Annotated in this window: 18 protein-coding genes; 9 read left to right on the top strand and 9 right to left on the bottom strand. The window is 31.1% G+C overall.

The annotated features are described in order from the left end of the window. Window positions 1–662 precede the first annotated feature (662 nt). Window positions 663–872 carry a hypothetical protein gene (locus EC396_RS11185; RefSeq protein ID WP_129366778.1) on the top strand — a complete coding sequence of 70 codons (210 nt, stop codon included), beginning with the start codon at window positions 663–665 and terminating at the stop codon, window positions 870–872. Here the strand turns inward: EC396_RS11185 and EC396_RS11180 are convergent. Together EC396_RS11180 and EC396_RS17875 are read right to left on the bottom strand one after the other, a co-directional pair. Further along, on the bottom strand, window positions 846–1,058 hold the full coding sequence (locus EC396_RS11180; RefSeq protein ID WP_129366777.1) for a hypothetical protein: 213 nt from the start codon (window positions 1,056–1,058) through the stop codon (window positions 846–848). The two genes, EC396_RS11185 and EC396_RS11180, sit on opposite strands and share 27 nt — an antisense overlap. Before the next feature lie 41 nt (window positions 1,059–1,099). Beyond that, window positions 1,100–1,237: a hypothetical protein gene (locus EC396_RS17875; RefSeq protein ID WP_164975253.1), complete on the bottom strand. Its 138-nt coding sequence runs from the start codon at window positions 1,235–1,237 to the stop codon at window positions 1,100–1,102. 17 nt (window positions 1,238–1,254) lie between these two features. Here EC396_RS17875 and EC396_RS11175 point away from each other — a divergent pair, with 17 nt between their 5' ends. From EC396_RS11175 to EC396_RS11160, 4 genes are all read left to right on the top strand, one after another. After that, window positions 1,255–1,449 (top strand): hypothetical protein, encoded by a 195-nt coding sequence (locus tag EC396_RS11175; protein ID WP_129366776.1) that lies wholly within the window; start codon window positions 1,255–1,257, stop codon window positions 1,447–1,449. Window positions 1,450–1,789: 340 nt separating this feature from the next. Then, entirely contained in the window at window positions 1,790–2,203 is a 414-nt protein-coding gene (locus EC396_RS11170; protein WP_129366775.1) for a hypothetical protein, read from the top strand. Between the two features lie 686 nt (window positions 2,204–2,889). Further along, on the top strand, window positions 2,890–3,510 hold the full coding sequence (locus EC396_RS11165; RefSeq protein WP_129366774.1) for a hypothetical protein: 621 nt from the start codon (window positions 2,890–2,892) through the stop codon (window positions 3,508–3,510). A gap of 705 nt (window positions 3,511–4,215) precedes the next feature. Beyond that, the gene (locus tag EC396_RS11160) at window positions 4,216–5,196 is read left to right on the top strand and encodes a hypothetical protein (RefSeq protein WP_129366773.1); all 981 of its coding nucleotides are present in this window, start codon (window positions 4,216–4,218) and stop codon (window positions 5,194–5,196) included. Window positions 5,197–6,403: 1,207 nt separating this feature from the next. Here EC396_RS11160 and EC396_RS11155 read toward each other — a convergent pair. From EC396_RS11155 to EC396_RS11145, 3 genes are read right to left on the bottom strand one after another with little or no spacing between them, the layout of a single operon-like run. Continuing rightward, the gene (locus EC396_RS11155; RefSeq protein ID WP_129366772.1) at window positions 6,404–7,135 is read right to left on the bottom strand and encodes an SOS response-associated peptidase; all 732 of its coding nucleotides are present in this window, start codon (window positions 7,133–7,135) and stop codon (window positions 6,404–6,406) included. Between the two features lie 2 nt (window positions 7,136–7,137). Then, window positions 7,138–8,394: a Y-family DNA polymerase gene (locus EC396_RS11150; protein WP_129366771.1), complete on the bottom strand. Its 1,257-nt coding sequence runs from the start codon at window positions 8,392–8,394 to the stop codon at window positions 7,138–7,140. A 1-nt stretch (window position 8,395) separates the two neighbouring features. Then, window positions 8,396–8,845: a LexA family transcriptional regulator gene (locus EC396_RS11145; protein WP_129366770.1), complete on the bottom strand. Its 450-nt coding sequence runs from the start codon at window positions 8,843–8,845 to the stop codon at window positions 8,396–8,398. Between the two features lie 359 nt (window positions 8,846–9,204). On the opposite strand from EC396_RS11145, the gene EC396_RS11140 reads away from it, so the two are divergent. The 4 genes from EC396_RS11140 (at window position 9,205) to EC396_RS11120 (ending at window position 13,603) form a co-directional block, all read left to right on the top strand. Continuing rightward, window positions 9,205–9,645: a hypothetical protein gene (locus EC396_RS11140; RefSeq protein ID WP_164975252.1), complete on the top strand. Its 441-nt coding sequence runs from the start codon at window positions 9,205–9,207 to the stop codon at window positions 9,643–9,645. A gap of 215 nt (window positions 9,646–9,860) precedes the next feature. Continuing rightward, entirely contained in the window at window positions 9,861–10,211 is a 351-nt protein-coding gene (locus EC396_RS11135; protein ID WP_129366768.1) for a DUF2493 domain-containing protein, read from the top strand. A 327-nt stretch (window positions 10,212–10,538) separates the two neighbouring features. Beyond that, window positions 10,539–11,987, top strand: a complete 1,449-nt coding sequence (locus EC396_RS11130) for a choice-of-anchor tandem repeat GloVer-containing protein (RefSeq protein ID WP_129366767.1) — start codon at window positions 10,539–10,541, stop codon at window positions 11,985–11,987. Window positions 11,988–12,550: 563 nt separating this feature from the next. After that, window positions 12,551–13,603, top strand: coding sequence for a nuclease-related domain-containing protein (locus tag EC396_RS11120; RefSeq protein ID WP_129366766.1), 1,053 nt, complete (start codon window positions 12,551–12,553; stop codon window positions 13,601–13,603). A gap of 146 nt (window positions 13,604–13,749) precedes the next feature. Here the strand turns inward: EC396_RS11120 and EC396_RS11115 are convergent, their stop codons facing one another. The 4 genes from EC396_RS11115 to EC396_RS11100 are packed head-to-tail and all read right to left on the bottom strand — an operon-like array spanning window position 13,750 to window position 15,387. Next, window positions 13,750–13,932 (bottom strand): hypothetical protein, encoded by a 183-nt coding sequence (locus tag EC396_RS11115; protein ID WP_129366765.1) that lies wholly within the window; start codon window positions 13,930–13,932, stop codon window positions 13,750–13,752. Window positions 13,933–13,961: 29 nt separating this feature from the next. After that, entirely contained in the window at window positions 13,962–14,225 is a 264-nt protein-coding gene (locus EC396_RS11110; protein ID WP_129366764.1) for a hypothetical protein, read from the bottom strand. Between the two features lie 11 nt (window positions 14,226–14,236). Further along, on the bottom strand, window positions 14,237–14,632 hold the full coding sequence (locus EC396_RS11105) for a DUF5675 family protein (RefSeq protein WP_129366763.1): 396 nt from the start codon (window positions 14,630–14,632) through the stop codon (window positions 14,237–14,239). After that, a complete protein-coding gene (locus EC396_RS11100) occupies window positions 14,632–15,387 on the bottom strand; it encodes a hypothetical protein (protein ID WP_129366762.1) in 756 nt (251 codons plus the stop codon). Before EC396_RS11100 ends, EC396_RS11105 begins: the two co-directional genes overlap by 1 nt. Window positions 15,388–15,688 lie beyond the last annotated feature (301 nt).

Here is a 15,688-nt window from a genome sequence, read left to right as displayed (position 1 = left end):
GCATTGGAATTTGATTGTTGGAATATTTAAGATTTAAGAAAAATTCATCTAAAATGAGAAATCTCGGAATTTTAAAAATAATGCAAAATGAGGTTTTGACACGTAGAAATTTAGTTCCGAAAGATTAATCCGAACTCCAAAGCTACTTTACACAACAACTCATAAAATTCATCTAAAATGAGAAATCTCGGAATTTTAAAAATAATGCAAAATGAGGTTTTGACACGTAGAAATTTAGTTCCGAAAGATTAATCCGAACTCCAAAGCTACTTTACACAACAACTCATAAAATTCATGCTATAATTCGAACTAACAGAAAATTTAAAATATTAAACAAACAATTTGCTACGGCTGAAAATTATCGTATTTTTAAACCGCACAAATCTTATAAAAGCCCGTTGGCAAATATTACCGATTTTAAAAATAATGCAAAATGAGGTTTTGACACGTAGAAATTTAGTTCCGAAAGATTAATCCGAACTCCAAAGCTACTTTACACAACAACTCATAAAATTCATGCTATAATTCGAACTAACAGAAAATTTAAAATATTAAACAAACAATTTGCTACGGCTGAAAATTATCGTATTTTTAAACCGCACAAATCTTATAAAAGCCCGTTGGCAAATATTACCGATTTTAACAAATAAAAATATATGGAAATGATAGGAAGTGATACAAAAATAATTAAAATAGAAACTGATGATTTTAATAGTGTTATAAATAAAATTAACAAAATAAAATCAAAGGAAAATGTATTAATAATTCCAAATAGAAATAGATACGGATTAGACCTAAAAATACAAGGAAATAATTTAGCAATTGAAAACTACTTAAATGAATTATCACTTGCTGGCATCCCATTTGACTGAAATACCAATATCTAAATCTCTTTTAGGGCATAACTTTTTAATATTTTCAATTGATTTTGATAAATTATTAACCTCATTATTTAATTCATCTGAGTTTATTGTTTCTTGATTCTTTAATAAATCAAAAAAAGGCTCGTTTAAACCAAACATATCTGGATCGTTTCCGATTATAGTAATTGCAGGCATAATAATAAAATTTAGTTAATAATGATAAAATATTTAAAATTCTAAAAACATAGTTTTGAACGCTTTTCTGATTCTCTTCTAGTATTACTTAATACTTGTAATACTTCTGAATGAGAAAGCCCTTTTAGAATTGTTAAAATTTCATTTGACAATTCTGAATTTTTTGTTGTGTCTAACATAATAATAAAATTTAATAATGAATAAAATAAATAATTTAATAATTGAATATTATAATTCTAATGATTTAAAAGAAAAATTAGAGTTAAAAAAAGAGTTATTAAAAATGAATAATTCAAGAGATTTTAAAACTTCTTTAATGGCTCATTTTGATACTTTTAAAAAATTAAATACAAAATGCTTTTTAGATGCTATGCTGAAATTTTCTCATTAACTATAAGAACTAATCTTGGCTCTTTTTCATTAATATCAAATGTATCTATTTCGACTTTATCATAACCGTGTTTTTGGGCTAATTTTAATACCTCCTTGCAAAACTCATTGTCTGGATGAAAAGATATTATTGAAATACAATTTTTATTCATAATAATAAAATTTAATAATAATGATTAACATTTGCCAACAACGCATATAAAAAATGGGTTACATTGTCGTTAATAATTAAATTTATTTATCTAAATTTACTCTCGTTAAATATGAAAATATTTACATTCTAAAACCCACTTTTCATATTCTAACCGTTGTAGCACATTGCCGAAAAAAAATTATGAAAAATGACAAAATTGATTTTAAAAAGAAATTCTGAATGGAATAATAAACTAAGAGATTACGGAATTTATATCGATGACAAAAAAATTGGAACGATTGCAAATGGAGAAACTAAGGAGTTTGATTTAGATTCTGGAAATTATAATATTAACGGAAAAATTGATTGGTGTAAAAGCCCGAAAATTAACTTCGAGATTACCGAGAACGATTCTAAAGAATTTGAAATATCAGGATATAAATACGGTCGATTAATTTCGATTATATCTGCATTTTTTGCATTGATTTATTTTTTAGCATTGTATATATTTGATAAACAATTGAATTTTTTGATTTTAATTGTTGTAATCGGATTGATATATCCGTTCTATTTCTTAACATTTGGAAAAAACAGATATTTGAGAATAAGAGAAATAAAATGATTAAAAAAACGTGCTACAACAACTCATAAAATTTATGCTTAAATTTGAACTAGTACAAAAGACAAACATTCAACTAACGATTTGCTTCGTCCGAAAAATCTCCGATTTTCCAAACGCACAAATCTTATAAAAAATCGTTAGGCAATATGTCATCGGAATTCTCTCTGAATTCCTTATTTTGAGTTATTTGACTAAAAATCATTTATTTGCCTGAATATTTAACAAAAAAGCTCATTGAAATAAATAGAATTGAGCAACGAATTCTATAAATATTTAAAATAAAATGACAAATTTCAGATTTAAAAAATGGCGGAGTTTGAGCGTTGGAATCTAAATGTTGGAATACTTAAGATTTTAGAAAAATTCAACTAAAATGAGAATTCACGGAGTTTAAAAATATGGCGGAGTTTGAGCGTTGGAATATTTATGATTTAAGGAAAATTCAGCTAAAATGAGAAATCTCGGAATTTTAAAAAATAATACAAAATGAGGTTTTGACACGTAGAAATTTAGCTCCGAAAGATTAATTTGAACTCAAAATCACATTGCCTAACAACTCATAAAATTTATGCTATAATTCGAACTAATAGAAAATTTAAAATATTAAACAAACAATTTGCTACGGCTGAAAAATATCGTATTTTTAATCCGCACAAATCTTATAAAAGCCCGTTGGCAGCAATATGATGAAAAAAATTGCAGAAAATAGAAAGAAAAAAAAGAAAACCTTTTTCACATACTTTTTACCAATTTTTACGATTTTAATAATTTGTTGCTTCTATTTTTATTCAATGTATACTGAAAAATGGAGTTATGATTGGAAAGGAATTAGACCACAGATTAAAGATTCAATCATTGAATTAGATAAATATGGAGAATTAACGAGTAAATCAGTTGGAGTTGCAGGAATCACACCGCAACAATGGCATCGACAAAATTGGATTATTGAAAATTCAAAGGAATCTGAATTACTTAAATTAACCGATTTTCCAAGTGGAACTGTTAAAGGAATTGCTTATGAAGGATTACTTAAAAAGGATTATTTAAAACAATATGATTTATTTAAAAAGGTATTAAATGATACTTTAACTTTTGTTCATTATCAATCAGGTTGTTTCAGTAATGGTTTTATGTTATCTGATTACATTATAAGTTATAAAACTATAATTGAAAATCCAGAATTAAATCAAAACCCGATAAACATTAACTTAACTGATTCAGAAAAAAAGGAAATCATAAAATTAATGAAAAAGAGAAAAGAAAAAGAGGGTTTTTATAAAGAGGAATATTTAAAACGATTAAAATAAAGCTGCCAACAATGCACATAAAAAATTGCTTAATTCAGTAAAATTGAATGTTTTATAAACAAAATAATATTAAATTTAACACTTGAAAAATTGCGTTTTCAAAATCGCAACTTTTCATGTCCTAAACCGTTATGTAAAATGCCATCGGAATTCTCTCTGAATTCCTTATTTTGAGTTATTTGATTCAAAATCATTTAATTGTATGAGAAATTACACAAAAAAAATCATTGAAATAAATAGAAATTGAGCAACGAATTCTATAAAAATTTAAACTAAAATGACAAATCTCAGATTAAAAATAAATCGGAGTTTGAGCGTTGGATTTTGAATGTTGGAATATTTAAGATTTCAGAAAAATATAAACTAAAAAGAGAAATCTCGGATTTTAAAATTATGGCGGAGTTTGAGCGTTGGAATTTGATTGTTGGAATATTTATGATTTAAGGAAAATTCAGCTAAAATGAGAAATATCGGAATTTGAAAAATAATGCAAAATGAGGTTTTGATACGTAGAAATTTAGTTCCGAAAAATTAATCCGAACTCAAAAGCACTTTACATAACAACTCATAAAATTCATGCTATAATTCGAACTAATAGAAAATTTAAAATATTAAACAAACAATTTGCTACGGCTGAAAAATATCGTATTTTTAAACCGCACAAATCTTATAAAAGCCCGTTAGCCACAAGGGAATTCGAAAAAAATGAAAAATATTGCAGAAGAAGAAAACATAATATTCGCTCAGATAAAATATGAGGGGAAACTAGTTGAGGATGGTTTTCTTGATGCGAGAAAATCAGGAGAAGTTTTAATTGGAATTGATGAAATCCTAAGACACTTTTTATATCAAGAAAATGCAGAATTTCAAAATTTTGAATTTGAAATACCTATAAGAGTAAAAAAAGGAAGTTGGATTGCAGATTTCTTAGCGAATTATGACGCTTATTTAGTTAAAACAGCTTTGATTTATGCTGGTTCGAAATATACTGGAAGTGCATTGGGAGAAATGGCTAAAAATGATTTTAAAGATATCGGGTTTAAAGATGTGTTTAAACTTGCTTTTAAAAGTATGACTTGGGTTTTAAAGATTGCTAAACATCTTGGGACACTTACAAAAAGAAAAATTGAAAACTACAAATTCATAAAAGACAACAAATTTGTTTTATTAGTAAATGAAAATGGAGAATTACTTGAAGTTCCTATTGAGTATTTAGAATTATACTCTAGTTGCCCGAGTTCACTTTTCTCAAAACTTGCAAATATAATTGAAGATGAAAGAGAACTAATTGTTGAGTATAACGACCTTGAAAATAATGAGAAAAATTCTGTAAGAATTAATACTTACTCAAAAGGTATTTTCACAAAAAAAGATGATGATGACGAGGAAATTCTATTTCCAGAATTAATTCACGACTCATTCGTTGAATTGGAAGGACATATTATTAGAGGAAACCAAAATTCAAATACAATTGGACTTGAATTTAAAAACCATATAATTACGTGCTATCCGAAAAAAGGTAACATTAAAGATTATAAACATACTTTATTTACAAATTGTATTATAAAAGGATTTGTAGATAGACTTAATAAAAGAACAGGCGAATTCATTGAAAAACGACCAAGAGTAAAATTTACTGAGATTATTTCAATAGAGACAATTGATAAACAACAAAAACTATTTTAAAAAGCCCCAGTGGCTAACAACTCATAAAATTTATGCTTACTTTTAAACTAAATAACGAACCGACAAACATTCAACAAACGATTTGCTACTTCCGAAAAATCTCCGATTTTCCAGTCGCACAAATCTTATAAAAGCCCGTTCCAAAAACATATCGAAAGTTTTCATAATTCGAACACCCAACAAATCCGTTTCCATTAGAATAGTCCTAACAAACTACAAACATTCGTGCAGGTAATAAGGTGTTCGTCAATTGCTCCATTTAGTTCCATAAAATACAATTACAAGGGCATTAACCTTTAAACCGTCACCCTCAGCTTGACTGGGGGTCTCATCTTTCAAAACACATATTCATTAACCAAATCCCTTGTACTTGCCGTTCGTTGCACTACAATTTGTGCTCCAGTGGGTGCTCATTGCAGTGCACTTACTTATTTTATTGCACACATTACACGCATTCCTCACCCACAGCTACTTTTGCCCTTAAAATCTTTTAATGTTATGCTTCGCAAATAATATTGTTAAGGGCAACCGCTGTTTCATAATTTCGGCTCGCCTGCTGCTCACTTCGGGCTGATCGGGTTGTCACAGTTTTTGCTGTACTTACTTCAGAATAAGCCAATCCATTTTGCATATGATTTAACCCTTGTCCTCGCGAATGCGGGGTTCGGTTTATTTCAAATCAAATCATATTTGATATATGGAAATACAACTTCTTAAGGCTTAAACCATATTGCAAACGCCCACAAGAGCAATCCATTCCGTTAAATCCTACTTTTAAATAGCCTGCTTCTAAAATAGTAAACTCACCAAAACGACCTATTTTAATTTCTGTAGCAATTCAAGTTTTAGAAGCGGCTAAGTATCCAAAGAGCGCAGCGGTCTGGATACGATAGCGGATAAAACGCTAGAATTCCAGGAAATTAAAATAAGTCTTGATTTTTTGGTTCGTTTTGCATCAAGGCAAAATGAACAATACAAATAAATAGCCACTCCATTCCTTGCCCTTGCCATTCCCACCGCATAAATTGAATACAAAAAAAGTAATCAAAAACAGCGCCAACCCTGCGTGTGCCACGTAGTTGTTGCACGCACTTTTTCCGATTGTCAACGTGCTCTTGCCCCAACACCCTTCGTTCAACTCGCCCGGCGGCTCGCCTAAATGCTACCGCATTTGTCTAGCGATTACCTGCGAAACAAACAGTGCTTTTTAAAAAGTAATCTGAATAGCTGTGTCTTTAATTACAATGTTTTCAGAATTACTATCAATCTTACTGTTGAACAAATCTTTACTTACTGCATAAGCTTCAATTTCCGTATCATTGTAATTTTCTGTCAATAATAATTCTAGGTCCTTTTGTTTTAAATCATTACTTAACCAATCAGTTTCTAAATCTTTGCGAAGTAGAACGGGTTGTCTTAATTTCTTATTATGAATTTTAGCAAACAGCGGACTTGCAGTTTGTGTTAGAATGGTATAGGTAACTATATTTTCAACAACTGTATAAATTCCTGCCAACCCAATTAAATCATCATCTTTTCTTTTGATATGAATCGGATATTTTTTTTGTTCGTACTCGTGTGGTTCAAAAAAACCACTTACAGGTATGATACAACGTTTGGTAAAAGCCGACTTCTGATACAACCAATAATCAAACAGCTTTTCACTTCTGGCATTTAAACCACTACCGTATTTGAGTTGTTGTTTATAATATTCCTTTACTTCATCTACTTTTTTTGTAGATGGTACAATGCCCCAAGTTGCAGGTATCAAATGTGTTGTTTTTTGTTGAGGTATTATCAATGAATTCAAATGTTCAAATCCATTGTTGTGATAATGTGGTGTGTCATAGGTTGCCCTTAAATCATCTGCAATCAATTGAACCTTGAACCGATTTTCAACTTTTTTGACTTTCTGTGTATGTGAGGTATGAAAGCACATTTTTAATAAATAGTAATTATTTCACTAAGCTTGGTTGTATATCTAGGCGACAACTTTTCTTGTTTCATTTTCCAGGTTCTACCCAAATCTTGTGAACCAAATTTTACTTTTGTTTGCCCAATACTTTTATTCAAACGGTCTATTGTTTTCATCAAAGGCATATGTTTTGGGTTTTCTTCTGAAAACATTGAAAATTGCTTCGCATTTTCAGGTGTAATATTCATAACAATTACCCCTGCTTTTTTATAATGATACCCCTCTTTGTAAATATGCTCCAATCCTTGTGTAGCATATTTAATCAAATCGATACTCGAATTGGTAGGATAATGGGTTTTTACAACAATGTTTTTACCATACTGTGGTAAATCTTTTCGGTGCCAGTTAGAATGTAGAAATACCATAACAACATTGCAGCAGCTTTGTTGCTTACGCAACTTCTCTGCACAACTAACAGCAAACGTACTTACACGTTCTTTAATACTTTCAAAATCAGTCAACATTCCTTCAAAAGTACGCGTGGTGGCAATGGCTTTTTTTGTTTGAATTGTTTCTAAATCCAATGTTTGTTTGCCTTCTAATTCGTGTTTCAAACGCAATCCAACAACACTCATTTGTTTCCGAACCCAATCATCATGTAAATTGATAAAATCGTAAGCGGTTTTAATATTGTATGCATTTAAACGTGCGCTATGCTTACGTCCAATACCCCAAACATCAGCAACTGCCAACCATTTTAAAGCTTTTATTCTTTTTTCTTCTGAATCAATAATATAAACGCCTCCTGTTTGTTGTGGAAATTTCTTTGCAATTCTATTCGCTACTTTTGAAAGTGCTTTGGTGGGTGCAATACCAATGCTAATCGGAATTCCTGTTCCTTTATCAACAGTCCTCTTAATGGTTTCCGCATAGCTTTGTAATTCAATAAAATCAAAACCTTTGAACTGTAAAAAAGCTTCGTCAATACTGTAAATTTCAATATCAGGTGTATAAGTAGCTAACAAGGTCATTACTCTATGACTCATATCGCCATACAAGGCATAATTTGAAGAAAATACGTGTATATGATGTTGTTCAAACAAAGCTTTAAATTTAAACGCAGGTGCGCCCATAGGCACTCCTAAAGCTTTAGCTTCATTGCTGCGCGCAATTACGCATCCATCATTATTGGATAAAACCACAATGGGTTTATCTCTTAAATTTGGCTGAAAGACCCGTTCACACGAAGCATAAAAATTATTACAATCTACTAAAGCGTACATTTTAAACGTTTTTTATAACAGTAGTTACAATGCCCCAAATAATAAAATCATTGTCAATGGTAACTTTTATAGGCTGATATTTTTCGTTTTCAGCCACTAGCCAAACAATGTCTTTTTCGATTTTAATACGTTTCACCGTAAATTCTCCATCAATAAAACAGACAGCTATTTTATGATTGATAGGCTCTAAACTTTTGTCTATAATCAATAAATCACCATCATTCAACCCAGCATTAATCATACTATCGCCACGCACTCTACCATAAAAAGTAGTACTCGGATTCTTCACAAACTCTTTATTTAAATCAATGGCAGCATCTAAAAAATCATCTGCCGGACTAGGAAAACCTGCGCTGATACCACTTTCAACAAAAGGCAAAGCAATACTTGTTGAGGTGTCTGCTGAATATATTTCCAAAGTAGGTGTTTGATGTAATTTCAAAAGTTTCATTGTTGAATTCGTTTCTACAAAATTAAGTTTTTATAAAACATCTTTTAAAGGAAGCTAAAAAAGTAATGAACGAAATGAAGTACTCCCAACCAGTTCCAAAGTAAAATCCTACTACAAAAAAAATAAAAAAGTTAGCAAATTTCGGTTGCTCCCCACGCCAGCCGCACCTATGTAATCAAGGTCAAGCCCTACGGGTTTTGAAAAAAATATTTTTATGTACACTATAAATCATATTTCTAAACCTCATCACTCTTTACTCATCCTTCATCCCCAAAATATTTTCTCCAAAAACCTTGACAACATTTGCCACACAACCTAATCTACTGCTATCTTTTTTCTTTCTCTTCCGAAAAAATTATATGCGCGATAGCGCTTATAATTTTAATTCCGGAACTATGTCTACTTATGAAATCAGAACCCACCAAAGCGGCAGAACCTACGATACTCCGCACTTTTTTATTTTGTCCAAAGGCTTAAACAGTGGCAGGCCGATGAACCAGCCTTGCCCAAATTGTTTTGTCATTACCGCAGCTTCAGAACCTGCCCGGGAGTCGTTGTATTACCTGTGTTTATCGCTTAAAACAGGTCAATACTTCAGTTATTATTTAAAAGGTAGTGTCATTCCATTTATCAGTATTTCAGATGCAAAAAAAGTAATCAATACAGCACTTCAAAACAACCAAGAACAACAATGGCAAATCAAAGTTGAAAAATTGAAGAAAATCATTGCTTTTGAAGAAAACCTGCAGCAGCAACTTGCAGCAATCAAGCAACTAAAAATTGCATTGCTGAGGTCTTAAAATCTATAAATCTAAAAACTGACCTATTTAAATTTAAGTAGGAATTCAAGTTTTAGCAACGGCTAAGCATCCAAAGAACGCAGTGGTCTGGATGCGATAGTGAATAAAACGCTAGAATTCAAATAAATTAAAATCAGTCTTGACTTTTTTGGCTTGGTTTATCCTGAGCGTAGCCGAAGGGTTTTTGTGTCAAGACAAAAATGAACAGATAACTTATGAAACTAATAATTGCAGGAAGCCGAACCTTCACCAACTACCAAAAACTAAAACAAACCTGTGACTACATTCTCCAGGATAAAACCAACATTGAAATTGTATCTGGAGCTCACACCAAAGGAGCCGACTTTCTTGGAGAAAAATACGCAGCTGAAAAAGGATTTCAATTAACAAAATTCCCTGCAGATTGGAAACGATACAGAAAAGCTGCAGGACCAAAACGCAACCAACAAATGGCAAATTATGCTGATGCATTAATTGCTTTTTGGGATGGGAAAAGTAAAGGAACTTTGAATATGATAAACTTAGCGGAACAAAATAACTTGAAAGTAATAATTATGGATGTTTAATAATTGCCTAATAATAAAAAAATGAGTTTACAATACGGTTTCCCGTAATCTCAATTCAATTTTGTATCATACATTTGAATGTATCAAATGAACACAAAGCATATTTAAATTCATTATAAATTAGCCTTAAACATATTTTATGAACTCTTTTTAGTTAAATTAGTACATTGAAAAATTGCACAATCAAAAATAATAGAACAGGTACAACATACTTTTATCTAGACTAGAAGATTTGACTGGATAAACATAATTAATATTAGTATATAAGAGAGTTGGCATTAATAATTACAATAAATATTTAATTATCTTTTAACTAAAATAAACGTCATGAAAAAACAATTACTAGGAATTATTTTAATTCTCGCTTCTGGTTTTGTAAATGCACAAATTTACATGTATGGAACTACCTCAGAAGGAGGTGCTAATGGTAAAGGAACCATTTATCGCGTAGATGAAAATGGCAATAATTACCAAACTCTTTTCGCCTTTTCGGATGCAACTGGTTATGAACCTTATGCAGGATTAACGTTAGCAAACAATGGAAAATTATATGGTTTTACTACCAAAGGAGGACAAATTGTCAATCCCGGTGCTGTGCTTGCCGAAGGTTCATTTTATGAATTTGATCCGCTAACGAACACATTTGCTGTAATTGAATACTTAGATGATCAATCTGCAATAGGAGAACTATTTTACAATTCTCCAATATTGGGTTCAGATGGACTTCTTTACTTTATGAGCACTTCGGTTAACTTAGGTGAAGATAAAAGTGTTTTATCAACTTACAATCCAGCAAACTCAACACTTTCAGTGCTTGCTATAACTGATTTAAACGATTTTTGTAATTCCAAATTATTGCAAGCAAATGATGGCAATATTTACTTTACGACTAGACAGTCTGGAATCACTAAAATCATGCGCTACAACACTGTTTCAAATATCTTTGAAAATGTATATAATTCTACGGGTATTACTGACTTTAATGTTGCTCTAAACAACCCTTTATTCCAGGCGTCGGATAATATGCTATATGGTTGTACCAGACAAGGAGGGACATTTCAAAATGGTATTTTATTTAGAATTGCTTTAGATGGAAGTGGTTTTACAATTCTTCATACTTTTGACGGGTACGTTCAAGGTCAAGGTTGGGTGCCCGCTGGTGGTTTTGTGGAAAAAAATGGATTCTTGTATTCTACAACAACACAAGAAGACGATCTAAATGTAAACAGCGGTGTAATTTATAAAGTTGAGCTTTCAACAGGAATTTATAGTGTTGTACATGTTTTAGTCGATAATATTGAAGGCGCTAGACCACAAGGTACGTTTATAGAGTCAAATGGTCGTCTCTACATTACTTGCAATGGGGGCAGCACAGTGAATAGTAGTTACTTAAATGATGGTAGTATTATAGATTTTAATACCGCAAATGGGGCTGTAACAAAAAAACACTCTTTTGGGGCATCCGGCAAACATCCATTTTACAATGAACTTTGCCTAGTTGATTTTTCAGCTCTAAGTATTGATGAATCTTCATTACTTTCTAATATTGTAAAAACATATCCTAATCCTGTAAAGGATTTTGTTCAAATAAAAACAGAAGGAACTTATAATATTGAAACTATTAAAATATTAAATATGACTGGTTCTGAATTGTTTATTGATAATTTTAAATCAAATGAGTGTAAAGTGAATACATCTTTTTTATCATCCGGAGTTTATCTATTGTACATCCAAACAAATTCTGGAAGCACAACAAGAAAGATTATAAAAGAATAACTAATGCCAACAATGGTAGTCGTTGCACAAGACCTTAAAACACAAACATCATATTTCATAAGCTCCTTTTTAAGGGGCTTATTTTTTAAAGCAACAGCAAACTCTTCTCAATATCGACAGCTTAAAAAGGTTTATTTGAAGGCCTACAAAGCCCTCTAATGTTAAAATAAAATGATGCACCTGTTTTGCATCACTTTTTACAGTTTTTGAAATGAATTTTAAGTACTTTTTCAGAATATAAGCCATTGCTGACAGATGCATAACTACAAAATAACAAACAGTTGGCAAACTTTTCAGATACTTTAATTGCTTTTTGGGATAGAAAAAGTAAAGGAACTAAAAATATGATTGACTTAGCAAATAAAGACAGACTAATAATCTGGATAATCTCTTATTAAGATTTATTAGTCCGTCTTACAGTGTCGTGTTCTAGATGATACAGCAAGTTTAAATTTGCTATTTATAAAAGATAAAAAATGCTTTGTGTTTCCTAAAAATAAACTGATAGCCAGTTGTATTTGTTAGGACAAAAGGAGTTCGTTGTAATTTAAGAAATTTCGTAAATGGCAAGAATATACGGAACAATAGAATCACTAAAGTCTCTAAAATTTGAATTAGAGAATAATGGAATTTCCAGATTTAATTCTGTAAAAGAGATTAATGATTTCTTGTCAAATTACAATTCTGAAAAACTCTCAATTTTTAATGACACTTCAGAGAAATTAGAAAAAGAATATCTTGAAACGTGTACTAAACTAAAACAAAGAATACAAAACAAAGCTGAAATAATCGATTTAGAGACAGAAAAAATAGATAATCAAATATTTGACTTACAGACAAAAATTGATTTCATTAAGAATAATAAAGACAATAACTTCATTTTAAAATTTTTCTCGAATTTTAAACTCTACTCTTCAAAAAAACGATTGAGTTATCTTGTAAATAATAAACATAAACTGATAAAATCATCTATTATTAGTATTTCAAAAAAGATTAAAAGTGATGAATATTTTATAAAAGAGTATCAGACAGATAAACATAGTTTGATTGATAAAAGAGCGAACTCTAAAATTGAAAAACTAGAATACACTAGAAAAATTATAGAAAATTCAAGGAATTTAATTTCAGGTGCAATTGGTGAAAATTTAGTAGTTAAAGAAATAAAAAAACTTTCAGATGATTATATTTTAATTAATGATTTTAAATTATATTTTTATCCTGCAATTTTTTATAAAAAACAGAATCAGAAAATTAGATTCGTACAAATTGATCATCTTTTAATTTCAAAAGCTGGAATTTTCATAATCGAAACTAAAAATTGGAGTAAATCATCTGTAAATTCTTTAAACTTAAGGTCTCCAATTGAACAAATTGAAAGGTCTAATTTCGCACTTTATAAATACATTTCGGAAAATATAACTTTAAATAATCATCATTGGGGAGAACAAAAAATTCCATTACGAAATCTTATTGTTATGATTAATAACAAACCAAAAGAGAATTTCAAACATGTAAGTATAAAACTGTTGAGAGAATTGAATGATTACATAAAATATTTTGAACCTATATTAACCGATGAACAATTTAATAAAATAACAAACAAACTGATTTCTTAAAAAAAACAGCCAAATACTCATAAAATTTATGTTTACTTTTAAACTAAATAGCAAACTGACAAACATCCAATTAACGATTTGATACGTCCGAAAAATCTCCTAAAAGTTAAAACAAACAAAACGCCTGGCTTATTAGCTAGGCGTTTTTACATTCTCTTTTTTGAAGAAAAAACTTTCCGAAGTAACCAAGAAACAAAAAAACTTACAACCGCTCCAATCACAACCATTACAACCGTAAAAAGCACATCGTGTAAAGTAATATTTAAAATGGTGGAGAGAAAAGTACCACCAACAATCCCGGAGCGTAATTGTAAATTATTTTGTTCCATCTTTCAAAGTCTTAATCTTAGTCTTGGTCTTAGTCTTCGTCAGAGTCAACGTCTTCATCAAATTCAGAAGCCTGCACTGAGCTTGCCGAAGTGTCAGAAACCACCGCCTGACTCACAGCTGTAGCCACAGTTCCAGCAACCGTTAAATAAGTGGCAATTGTTACCAAAATAGCAGGCAAACTTATCGGAGCTGCAATAATAGCACCGCCAGTAGCAGCCAATGCAATACCAATGTTTCTTAGTTTTCTAAAAAAGGTTGGAGTAGGTTTTTTATAGCGTTCAGTAATTTTCATATGTAGTTGTTTTAAGATTTAATAGTGAGTGTTACCGTTTCTTTTCTGTCAAAAGCCTGGTAACAAATTGAAATTATTTTTTGAAATAATGGTCTGGAGTACAATCCTTTTCCAATACCATTCAAATGCCCTACAGGAGCCAGACAGCCTTTCAATTCACTTTGGGCATCATTGGCAGGATGTATCAAAATCAGACTTCTGCAAGGAACATTTTCAAGCTGCAAATGATATTTAAACTTTTCTGAAAAACGAGCCTTCAACACATAAACACCTTCAGGTATACAAGACACTTGCTTTTTGTTCTCAAGCCAGGGCAATTCAATTACAAAGCCCATAAAATGACCTTGGTAAAAAAGGGCACCATTGGTACCCTCTTTAAAGTAAGTCCTGTGCAGGGTTAAATTCATTAGGCAGTTGTTACATCAATTACCGATAAAGCGTTGTAAGAACCATTTTTCAACGGATACATAGCCCCATTCACTTCTTGATAAAACTCAATCCCCAATACTTGAACCACTGGCAAAGCCGAATTCGCAGTCACACTTGCACTCAAATCAATTTGAGCAGTATCAGCACTGTCGTAAGGCAACACCGCAGTTTCATCACTTTCAAAAGTGGAGGTTTCATTAACGAAATCCACTTCTGCAGCACCCATCACCATTTTGAAATGCGTAGTTCCACTTGGAGCAGCAATTCTAATCTTTGGTGAAAAAGGAGCAATCCCAACAGTAGCTTCACCAGATACTCTGTCAAAATCCTTGTTAAATGCGACAAACAAAGTAGAACCCAATTTTCCATTAATATTGAATTCAAATCCTTTTAAAAGACTCATATCCCCCTTTTCAATAGTTCTCAAACCACGCTCATTGGTAGCATCCGTTTTAACGATCTTTAAAAGATCAGTCGTTAGTCTGCTAACCACACGTTTGTCTTTTGCATTTTGCAAAAGAATTCTAATTGCGTTGCGAAGTACTTTTCCGCCTTTACCAGCAGCTCCAAATTCAGAACCGTTTTCACGAGTTCTTTGAAACGCAGGATCATTTGCAATTCGAGATGCATCAACACCACCTTTTTCACGGGCAAGGTGTCCATCTCCAGTTTTGTAAAAAGAAATATCCCCGATAGTTCCTTTTAACTTAATAATGCCATTTTGTCTAGCCATAATTGTATAAAATTTTTAATTCTCAACAAAGCAACTTATCTTTAGGTAAAAATTAAAAAACCAATAGTTATCCATTCCTAAACATTCCTTTTCTTCCGAAAAGGTGCAGTATAGATAAAGCATAGATACTCCTAGGATAAAGTATGGATAGTGTATGAAAACAATGAAAATAGTTAGAGCCTGCATATACCCAAAAGACATCCAGTGCATCACCGGCAGAACTGAACGCTATGGACGTAAATTACTCAATGAAATAAAACTTCACTTTGGGAAGGAGCGTCATCAGTTTATTACTTCAGAA

Source organism: Lutibacter sp. HS1-25 (genome assembly GCF_004121075.1).
Lineage (GTDB): Bacteria > Bacteroidota > Bacteroidia > Flavobacteriales > Flavobacteriaceae > Lutibacter.
The sequence above is the reverse complement of the archived record's forward strand: the minus strand, read 5'-3'. Positions and strand labels throughout refer to the sequence as shown.

Bases quoted from the DNA above. Each gene is read 5' to 3' on its own strand.
- EC396_RS11185 (WP_129366778.1), top strand. From the start codon at position 663: ATGATAGGAAGTGATACAAAAATAATTAAAATAGAAACTGATGATTTT.
- EC396_RS11180 (WP_129366777.1), bottom strand. From the start codon at position 1,058: ATGCCTGCAATTACTATAATCGGAAACGATCCAGATATGTTTGGTTTA.
- EC396_RS17875 (WP_164975253.1), bottom strand. From the start codon at position 1,237: ATGTTAGACACAACAAAAAATTCAGAATTGTCAAATGAAATTTTAACA.
- EC396_RS11175 (WP_129366776.1), top strand. From the start codon at position 1,255: ATGAATAAAATAAATAATTTAATAATTGAATATTATAATTCTAATGAT.
- EC396_RS11170 (WP_129366775.1), top strand. From the start codon at position 1,790: ATGACAAAATTGATTTTAAAAAGAAATTCTGAATGGAATAATAAACTA.
- EC396_RS11165 (WP_129366774.1), top strand. From the start codon at position 2,890: ATGAAAAAAATTGCAGAAAATAGAAAGAAAAAAAAGAAAACCTTTTTC.
- EC396_RS11160 (WP_129366773.1), top strand. From the start codon at position 4,216: ATGAAAAATATTGCAGAAGAAGAAAACATAATATTCGCTCAGATAAAA.
- EC396_RS11155 (WP_129366772.1), bottom strand. From the start codon at position 7,135: ATGTGCTTTCATACCTCACATACACAGAAAGTCAAAAAAGTTGAAAAT.
- EC396_RS11150 (WP_129366771.1), bottom strand. From the start codon at position 8,394: ATGTACGCTTTAGTAGATTGTAATAATTTTTATGCTTCGTGTGAACGG.
- EC396_RS11145 (WP_129366770.1), bottom strand. From the start codon at position 8,845: ATGAAACTTTTGAAATTACATCAAACACCTACTTTGGAAATATATTCA.
- EC396_RS11140 (WP_164975252.1), top strand. From the start codon at position 9,205: ATGCGCGATAGCGCTTATAATTTTAATTCCGGAACTATGTCTACTTAT.
- EC396_RS11135 (WP_129366768.1), top strand. From the start codon at position 9,861: ATGAAACTAATAATTGCAGGAAGCCGAACCTTCACCAACTACCAAAAA.
- EC396_RS11130 (WP_129366767.1), top strand. From the start codon at position 10,539: ATGAAAAAACAATTACTAGGAATTATTTTAATTCTCGCTTCTGGTTTT.
- EC396_RS11120 (WP_129366766.1), top strand. From the start codon at position 12,551: ATGGCAAGAATATACGGAACAATAGAATCACTAAAGTCTCTAAAATTT.
- EC396_RS11115 (WP_129366765.1), bottom strand. From the start codon at position 13,932: ATGGAACAAAATAATTTACAATTACGCTCCGGGATTGTTGGTGGTACT.
- EC396_RS11110 (WP_129366764.1), bottom strand. From the start codon at position 14,225: ATGAAAATTACTGAACGCTATAAAAAACCTACTCCAACCTTTTTTAGA.
- EC396_RS11105 (WP_129366763.1), bottom strand. From the start codon at position 14,632: ATGAATTTAACCCTGCACAGGACTTACTTTAAAGAGGGTACCAATGGT.
- EC396_RS11100 (WP_129366762.1), bottom strand. From the start codon at position 15,387: ATGGCTAGACAAAATGGCATTATTAAGTTAAAAGGAACTATCGGGGAT.